6 protein-coding genes are annotated in these 9,071 nt (G+C 53.0%); all 6 read left to right on the top strand.

All coding sequences use genetic code 11. From position 1 onward, the window contains the following. The first annotated feature begins 83 nt into the window (after positions 1-83). The gene (locus ACRCZA_RS10795; RefSeq protein ID WP_007651015.1) at positions 84-1,133 is read left to right on the top strand and encodes a rod shape-determining protein; all 1,050 of its coding nucleotides are present in this window, start codon (positions 84-86) and stop codon (positions 1,131-1,133) included. A gap of 42 nt (positions 1,134-1,175) precedes the next feature. Next, positions 1,176-2,270: a rod shape-determining protein MreC gene (mreC, locus tag ACRCZA_RS10800; protein WP_438674441.1), complete on the top strand. Its 1,095-nt coding sequence runs from the start codon at positions 1,176-1,178 to the stop codon at positions 2,268-2,270. Further along, complete coding sequence (mreD, locus tag ACRCZA_RS10805) at positions 2,270-2,758, top strand: rod shape-determining protein MreD (protein ID WP_438674442.1); 489 nt, start codon at positions 2,270-2,272, stop codon at positions 2,756-2,758. Before mreC ends, mreD begins: the two co-directional genes overlap by 1 nt. Before the next feature lie 2 nt (positions 2,759-2,760). Beyond that, positions 2,761-3,345 (top strand): Maf family protein, encoded by a 585-nt coding sequence (locus ACRCZA_RS10810; RefSeq protein ID WP_438674443.1) that lies wholly within the window; start codon positions 2,761-2,763, stop codon positions 3,343-3,345. Positions 3,346-3,496: 151 nt separating this feature from the next. Then, a complete protein-coding gene (gene rng / locus ACRCZA_RS10815; protein WP_438674445.1) occupies positions 3,497-4,963 on the top strand; it encodes a ribonuclease G in 1,467 nt (488 codons plus the stop codon). Beyond that, on the top strand, positions 4,963-9,071 hold a 4,109-nt coding region (locus tag ACRCZA_RS10820), incomplete at its 3' end, for a YhdP family protein (protein ID WP_438674444.1). The genes rng and ACRCZA_RS10820, both read left to right, overlap by 1 nt.

Below are 9,071 nucleotides of genomic sequence, written 5' to 3' on the forward strand. Positions count from 1 at the left end.
ACGGTCTTGTGGAATCAGGGTGGCATTGATAAAGTTAGCTGATTTTTCTTTTCTTCTGACTCCACAGAATACAGGCTAGTTACATGTTCAAGAAGCTGCGTGGCATTTTTTCTAATGATCTATCGATCGATTTGGGTACAGCTAACACCTTAATTTATGTTCGTGATGAAGGCATCGTCCTCAATGAGCCTTCTGTTGTTGCTATACGTGGCGAGCGAAACAGCTCTGGTCAGAAATCGGTTGCCGCCGTCGGCACCGAAGCCAAACAAATGTTAGGGCGAACTCCCGGCAATATTCAAGCGATCCGCCCGATGAAAGACGGGGTGATTGCAGACTTTTATGTGACTGAAAAAATGTTGCAGCACTTTATTAAACAAGTGCATAACAATAGCTTTTTCCGTCCAAGTCCACGGGTGTTAGTGTGTGTGCCCGTGGGAGCGACGCAGGTAGAGCGCCGCGCTATCCGTGAATCGGCCATGGGCGCGGGTGCCCGTGAGGTGTATTTGATTGAAGAGCCAATGGCAGCGGCCATTGGTGCAGGTTTACCGGTTTCGGAAGCCACAGGTTCAATGGTGGTGGATATCGGTGGTGGTACGACCGAAGTCGCCATTATCTCTTTGAATGGTGTTGTATATTCTTCTTCTGTGCGGATTGGTGGTGACAAGTTTGACGACGCCATCATCAACTATGTGCGCCGTAATTACGGCAGCTTGATTGGTGAAGCTACCGCTGAGCGTATCAAGCACACTATCGGTACTGCTTACCCAGGCGATGAAGTGTTAGAGATTGAAGTGCGTGGCCGTAACTTAGCCGAAGGGGTGCCGCGTAGCTTTACACTCAACAGCAATGAAATTTTAGAAGCCCTGCAGGAGCCTTTATCGGGCATCGTCAGTGCGGTCATGGTGGCATTAGAGCAATCGCCTCCAGAACTGGCTTCTGATATCTCTGAGCGTGGTATGGTGTTAACCGGTGGTGGTGCCTTGCTGCGTGATTTAGATCGTTTATTAATGCAAGAAACGGGTATTCCAGTCATGGTGGCGGACGATCCTCTGACCTGCGTTGCGCGTGGCGGTGGTAAAGCCCTTGAAATGATTGATATGCACGGCGGCGATCTATTCTCCGAAGAAACCTAATTTAACTTCGGTATAGGGCGGTTAATCACCGCCTTCTTTCCTATGAAGCCAATTTTTGTTCGTGGTATTTCAAACCAATTGCGCCTAACACTGGCAATTATCTTGTCGGTGATGTTGCTCGTGGTGAATCACCGCCTAGAGCCCGTGAGGGCGACGCTGTCCTCTGCCTTAAGCCCGGTCCAGTATATGGCGAGTTTGCCAAGTGCGCTGCTGAATTGGTCGTCAGAAAGTTTGGCGACCCGCAAGATGTTGGCGCTGCAAAATAAAGAGTTGTTAAGACAACAACTGCTGATGAGCGAGCGGTTGCAGCGATTTGAGCATTTACGCCAAGAAAACCAACGGTTGCGGGCCTTATTAGGCTCGGCGGCGTATCAGGATTCGCGCAAAATGGTCGCGGAAGTGTTAGAGATTGCCAGTGATCCGTCCCATCATTATGTGGTGCTCAATCGGGGCTCTCGCAGTGGTGTGTTTGTCGGTCAACCGGTGGTCGATGCCCAAGGTGTCGTCGGTCAGGTCGTGCAGGTTGGCGAGATCACCAGTCGCGTATTGCTGCTCTCGGATGTCTCCCATGGCATTCCGGTGCGGATCACCCGCAATGATGTGCGTTTGGTCGCCAATGGCACCGGGGAAATCCATGAGATTGAACTGCGGCATGTGGCGAAAAGTACCGACATTAAAGTGGGGGATTTACTCGTGACCTCCGGCCTTGGCAAGCGTTATCCAGAGGGGTATCCGGTCGCAAGGGTGATGGAGGTTTTCACTGAGGATGGCCAAAGTTATGCGCGGGTCACGGCGCAGCCTTTAGCGGCACTGGATCGGATCCGTTATTTGCTACTGATTTGGCCATCAGCCGAGGCTGAAGCGTCACTAGCACAGGATCTGCCCGTTGCGGATGAGCCCGATGTTGAGACCAAGGGCGCAGACGCTAAGCGTTCGGTATTGCCTACCGCGGCGCAACCTCCTGCAACACAAGCTCCGGTATCACAAGCTCCGGTATCACAAGCTCCGGTATCACAAGCCCCTGCAACGCAAACTCCTGTGAAGCCATCTCGTGAAAATCAAGCTCGTGAAAATCCAGCACCAGCAAATCAGGCGCCCGCCACTGTGACTACTCGCCCCGCTTCTGAGGTACAGTAATGAGTTTACAAGCTGCAAATGGTCGACTCATCGTGTGGTTGACGTTGTTTATTGGGCTGCTGAGCCAGATCATGCCGCTGCCCGTAGTGGTTGAGGCATGGCGCCCTGATTGGTTATTGATGATCTTGATTTACTGGTCAATCGCGCTGCCCCACAGATATAACATCTTAACGGCTTGGGTTATGGGGGTTGCACTCGATATTTTGCTTGGCGCGACCCTTGGGGTCCGTTCATTGGCAATGTCCTTGGTGATTTATATTGCCATTTTACATTGTCAGCGCTTACGCAATTTCCCCCAATGGCAGCAAGCCTTGGTCATCATGCTACTCATCTGTATTTATCATTTGGTGGTGTATTGGATTGAGTTTGTGGTGGGCAACGCGCAGTTTTCCCTTAACATGTTTTTACCCGCCCTTGCCGCCCTAGTCTTTTGGCCTTGGGTGTTTTGGATTTTACGGCGCGTACGACGTCATTATAAGGTGCGCTAAACGTGAATTTAGTCTTAGCTTCAACATCGCCGCGGCGTAAAGAATTATTGAGTCAGCTGGGTCTTGGTCGGCAAGATTTTTGTTTTACTCAGGTGGCGCCAGATATCGATGAAACACCCCAACCGGATGAATTACCACAGCATTATGTGCAGCGCTTGGCGTTAGAAAAAGCCAAGGAGGGACGACGTTTATGTCAGGACGTATCCTCGCCGATAGTGCTCGGTTCAGACACCATCGTCGTGCAGGATGGGCATATCCTCGGTAAACCTAAGGATGTCGCCGACGCTCACCGAATGCTCAGCGCACTTTCTGGTCGCACTCACACAGTAATGACAGCGGTGGCGCTGGTTAGTGAGCAGCAAAGCGCCGTGCGCTTGGTCGAGACTCGGGTACAGTTTTGTGTGCTTTCGCCACAGGATATTGCCGCGTATATTGCCTCGGCAGAACCTATGGATAAGGCTGGGAGCTATGGCATTCAAGGCTTAGGCGGCTGTTTTGTGCAGGCCATTGAGGGCAGTTATTCGAGTGTGGTGGGCTTGCCCTTGGTCGAAACCCGTGAGTTATTGGCCAGTTTTGGGGTGCTCTAACCGCAATGTGAGCGGGGAGCCCCAGTTGGCTACCCTAGCCGATTGGTCGTTTGCGCTTATCTGCCGCTAACCATCTGTAAGTTAACTAATTTCCCTAATGGGGTGAGTCGTGAATACCGGTCGCGTAAATCTACATAAAATACCGCGCAAGATGGGGTCAGAATTACTCATCAACGTAACCCCTTCCGAGGCGCGAGTGGCCTTAGTTGAGCACGGCGTGCTGCAAGAGGTGCATATTGAGCGGCGGATGAAACGCGGTTTGGTGGGCAATATTTATAAAGGCAAAATCAGCCGGGTATTACCGGGCATGCAGGCCGCTTTTGTGGATATTGGCTTAGATAAAGCCGCTTTTTTACACGCCTCAGATATCGTCCCCCATACCGAATGCGTGGCCGATGCAGAGAAAAACCATTTTGTGGTGCGTGATATTGCCCAGCTAGTGCGTCAGGGCCAGGATATCATGGTGCAGGTGGTGAAAGATCCCTTGGGCACTAAGGGCGCGCGCTTGACCACCGATATCACGCTGCCTTCCCGTTATCTCGTCTTTATGCCCGGCTCCAGCCATGTGGGGGTTTCCCAACGGATTGAGCAGGAAGAAGAGCGTAATCGCTTAAAAAAAATCACCTTACCCTACGTTGATGCCGACGGCGGCTTTATTATTCGCACCGCCGCCGAAGGCGTGGGCGAGGATGAATTAGCGCAAGATGCGGCGTTTTTACGCCGGGTGTGGTCCAAGGTGAGCGAGCGGCGGCAGCGGCGCGGTGTGGCGCTGTTATATCAAGATTTAGCCTTGCCGGTACGGATTGTGCGGGATTTTGTCGGCACTGAGCTGGATCAGATCCAAGTTGATTCTCGCCGCACCTTTACCGAATTGCAGGCGTTCGCCCAAGAATTTATGCCAGAAATTGCTGAAAAGATTGAGCATTATTCAGGCCCCGCCCCGATTTTTGACTTGTACGATGTGGAAAATGAAATCCAGCGCGCCCTTGGCCGCAAGGTCGAGCTTAAGTCTGGCGGATATCTTATTATCGATCAGACCGAGGCCATGACCACGGTCGATATCAACACCGGTGCCTTTGTTGGCCACCGCAATCTTGAAGAAACCATCTTTAACACTAACCTCGAAGCGACCCAAGCGATTGCGCGGCAACTGCGGCTGCGTAACCTAGGCGGCATTATCATTATTGATTTTATTGATATGCAGAGTGAGGATCATAAAACCCGCGTACTCGCCAGTTTAACCAGTGCCTTAGCCAAAGACAGGGTAAAAACCAATGTCAGCGGTTTTTCGGGATTAGGCCTTGTGGAGATGACGCGCAAGCGCACCCGCGAGAGTTTGGAGCATGTGCTTTGCAGTGAGTGTCCTGCCTGCAAGGGGACGGGCAGCATGAAGACGGTTGAGACGGTATCCTATGAAATATTTAGAGAAATTATTCGCTTAAACCGCGCTTATGCGGCCGATGAGTTTTTATTGTATTGCTCTCCGGCAGTCTACCAAAGCTTAAGTGGCGAGGAGAGCCATTTGCTTGCCGAGCTGGAGGTATACATCGGCAAACGTATCCGTTTACAAAATGAGCCCATGTATGCACAGCACAAATATGATGTGGTGATGATGTAGTGGCCACGCCTTTACCCCTAAAAAAAATAAGCCGATTTTGCTGGCAACTGTTGGCGCTTATTTTGGTGTTGTTTGCGCTCGGGGTGAGTTTGGTGCGCGGTTTATTGCCGCAGGTTGATGAGGTGCGTCAACAGCTGGTGACTTACGTCAAAAGGGCGTATCAAATTGATGTGCATGTGGGTCGGCTCTCGGCTCAGTGGCAGGCCTTTGGGCCTGAGGTCAACATTCATAATTTGGTGATCCCGCCTCAGGATAAACTGCCGGTAACGCTGATCATCAACCGGCTGGAGATCAAGCTCGATTTTTGGCAATCCTTGCTGACCCAAAGTCCGCAGATTGAAGATGTGATTTTTGATGGGGTCAATGTTGGCCTCGACATCGATAAATTAGGCGAGGGCACATTGCTGCCCCATTCCGCCACTGCCTCGTCATCGTCGGCGGCCAGCACCAACACCGACTGGCTCTATCAATTACTGTTAAGTCAATTAGATCGCTTTTCCTTAACCCAAGCAACGTTGCAGCTGTTGAGCCAAGAGCACGCCTACCGGCCAATCCATATTCGCCAACTCCACTGGCGCAACCATGGCCTGAGTCATCGCGGCAGCGGCGAAATGTATTTGGATCAGCTGGGCTCCAGTCAAGAATCCTTGCACTTACAGCTCGATATTCAAGGGGATGGCAGCCGCCCGGATAGTCTAACCGGGCAGATTTACCTTGCGGCCCAATCCCTCGATTTAGGCGCGTGGGCGTCCCATCAGCCCACCTCTTCTGAGCTGCAGCCACGACTCCCTCTAGAAGGGGTGGTCAACCTTGAGGCTTGGCTGGATATTAAGCAGCGCAGTGTCGCCTCGGCGCTGGTGCAGTTTTCCCCAAGCTGGCTGCAATGGTCGCTGGCGGGAGACACGCAAACCTTGGCGATGGAGGCCGGACAAATACAGTGGCAGCCCACGGCGCAGGGCTGGACGCTGCACAGCGCCGGACTTAAATTAACGACGAATGACCAGCCTTGGCCGACCTTGCAATTCGCGGCAAAGCAGCAGGATGACGCGCTATTTGCTTATGTCGGTCAACTCGATTTGGCCAGCGTTTTCCCCTTGTTGCCTTTAGTCCCCGGGGTGAATGCCGCAGAGCTTGAGCTGTGGCAGCAGCTTGCGGTTAAGGGAACTGTGGGCCCCATCCGCTTGTATCAGGGGCCGCAGCAACCACTGCGCGCGGCTGCGGCAGTCAAGCAGCTCAACTGGCAACAATACGCTGGGATCCCGCAGATCAGCCCGCTCGATTTGCAGCTTAATTGGCAGGACAACACCTTAGCGTTTGCGGTGCCCGCGCAGCAATACACCTTAGATTTTGGTGATGCATTTACTGCCCCGCTCAGCTTTACGGGGCAGGCGTTTAACGGACAATTTACGGCGGAGGATCTCACGCTCCGCTTAGCGCATCTTGCTTTAGATAACAACGATTTGGCGCTTGATGCCGCCATCGCCCTCGATGTTAGCGCCGAGCCCATCCTGTCGCTTGCGGCCAATGTGCAGGTCAAAAATGCCGCCAATGCCGATAAGTACTTCCCGGTGCAGGCGATGGGCGAGGCGTTAGCGCAGTATCTTGATAGCGCGATTAAGGCCGGGCATAGCGATAATGGCCAAGTGCTGTGGCAGGGGCCGTTAGCCAACTTCCCCTTCGATGACCATAGCGGCATGTTTCAAGCTGCCTTTAGTTTGCAAAACGCCGAATATCTATTTCAGCCAGATTGGCCAGCGGTGACCGAATTGTCCCTAGATGCCCTGTTTGAGGATGCCCGCATGGATATTTGGGTGCGGCAGGGCAAATTGCTGGACGTCGCCGCCGACGGTGCCCATGTGTTTATCCCTGAGTTGGGCGAGCGTTCCTTAGTCAACATCCAAGCTGAGCTTGCTACCCAAGGCGCAGCAGCCACGGCGGTGTTGCAGGCTTCCCCCCTTGCGCAAAGTGTGGGGAGCATCCTTCAGTTGGTGCAGGTTAAAGGGCCGGTGACGGGGCGTCTTGATTTGAGTATCCCTCTGTATGAGGGGGAAGCTGAAATCATCCAAGGTGATATTGGTTTTGAGAATACCCCCATTTATCTTGCCAAGCCCGGTATTGCCCTTAGCGGCGTGACGGGGACGGTCGCTTTTGTTAATGAAGCGCTCGAGGCCAAGGGACTTAAGGCCAAGATCTTTGAGCAGGGGGTCGATCTTAGCTTTACCACTGCGCCAGTTGCCAGTGGGCTTAATCTCGATTTGAAGCTTAAGAGTCGATGGGATCTCAATCGGTTACCTCAAGTGTTGCACAATCCTTTGAGTGGTTTTTATCAGGGCAAATTGGATTGGAATGGGGCGTTAAATATCCTGTTTACAGACCAAGGTTATCAACTGACGGCGCAGGCCAACGCCGATCTGCAGGGCACCTCATTAACGCTGCCGGGGATCTTTGCCAAACCCTTAGGTGAGCCAAGGCCATTATTGGCTGAGTTAGTGGGAGATGAGCAGGGCAGCACCTTAAGGGTAAAACTGGATAATCAAGCCGAGTTTATCGGTACCTTGGCGCCGGATGATGGCCAAGGTTTTCAGCATTATGAGCTGGTGCTGGGGCGGGGATTGACTGCCGATGAGGCCCGTAGCGCTGACCAACGAGCTCAGACTCGCCAAGACCCAATGGGCCATATTCAACTGGAGCTTGGCCGCGTCCAGTTCGCCCCGTGGTTGCCACTGCTCAATGAGTTGATGGGGCAGAGCGCGCCGCCCAAAACCGGGATTTTAGTCGACCATAGCCGCTCTGCGTGGTTTCCGCCTTTAACGGGGATAGATGCCAACATCGGCAACATCGATTTACTGGGGCAGAACCTCACCGGGCTGAAGATGAGCGCCAAGGCTGCTCCTTCGGGTTGGCAGGTGGTTGCCAGCGCCAAAGAATTTGACGGGACGATTGATGTTTATCCCAATTGGCGCAGCCAAGGGCTTAAGGTGGCGGCGAGTCGCTGGTATCTGACCGGGGAAACACCAGCTCATGCTGAAACACCAGCCAGTACAGAAAACCCCGCGAGTGCAGTAACACCTGCAAGCGCGGTGCTGCCCGACGAAGAGGCGAAGCTCAATGGCGAGTCGCTACTGCCCGATTGGCCGCCCTTGGTGGTGAATGTGGAGGATTTTCGCTTTTTCGATAAGCCTTTTGGCAAGTTGCAGCTGCAGGCAAGGCCCCATGCGGCGGGGTATCAAATCCAAAGCTTATCCTTAAACTCACCCAATGTTAGCGTGCAGGGGGAGGGGATGTGGCATAAGCAGGATGGACAAAATAAAACCGAGCTAAATGTCACACTCACTGCTAATCAATTCAATCATTTAAGCTCGCAACTGGGGATCGATCCGGGGCTTAATCAGGCGCCGTTAACGATGAATGCCGCGCTCTCGTGGCAGGGGGCGCCCTATAGCTTTGCGCTTGAGACATTAAATGGCGCGGTAACATTTGACTTAGGCAAGGGGCATTTGTCGCAGGTGAGCGACAAGGGCACGCGGATTTTTTCATTGTTCAGTTTAGATTCGCTGGTGCGCAAACTCTCCCTCGATTTTAGCGATGTGTTTGGTCAAGGGCTGTACTTTAACCGCTTTGCGGGCAATCTGCAGATTGATCATGGCGTAGTGAAAACCACCGACACGGAAATGGACGCCATTGCCGGCAACATTAAAGTGCGCGGGTTTACCGATCTCACCAGCGAGAGCTTACAGTACGATATTCGCTTTGTCCCCCAACTGGCATCAAGTGTGCCAACCGTGGTGCTGCTGAGCACGAGTGCTTGGACTCTCGGCCTTGGGGCCTTTGCGCTGACGAAGGTGCTCGAACCAGTGATTGAGGTGATTTCTGAAATCCGTTTTCGCGTGACCGGCACTATGTCTGAGCCAGTGCTAGAGGAGCTTGAGCGTAAAAGTAAAGAGATTGAAATCCCCGAGGCGATTTTGCCCATCGTCGGCGAGCGTGATCAGATGGCCCCCGCCGATGCTGCGCCTAAGCCTGCGATTCCAGCGCCCCCTCTTTTAACTCCCCCAAAACCAGAGGCACCTGCGGTTCAACCTGCACAAAAACACGACAATCCCAAAGA

Origin of the sequence: Shewanella sp., from assembly GCF_051658185.1 — a bacterium.
Lineage (GTDB): Bacteria > Pseudomonadota > Gammaproteobacteria > Enterobacterales > Shewanellaceae > Shewanella.

Coding starts and splice junctions, on each gene's coding strand:
- mreD (WP_438674442.1), top strand. CDS start 2,270: ATGAGTTTACAAGCTGCAAATGGTCGACTCATCGTGTGGTTGACGTTG.
- rng (WP_438674445.1), top strand. CDS start 3,497: ATGGGGTCAGAATTACTCATCAACGTAACCCCTTCCGAGGCGCGAGTG.
- mreC (WP_438674441.1), top strand. CDS start 1,176: ATGAAGCCAATTTTTGTTCGTGGTATTTCAAACCAATTGCGCCTAACA.
- ACRCZA_RS10795 (WP_007651015.1), top strand. CDS start 84: ATGTTCAAGAAGCTGCGTGGCATTTTTTCTAATGATCTATCGATCGAT.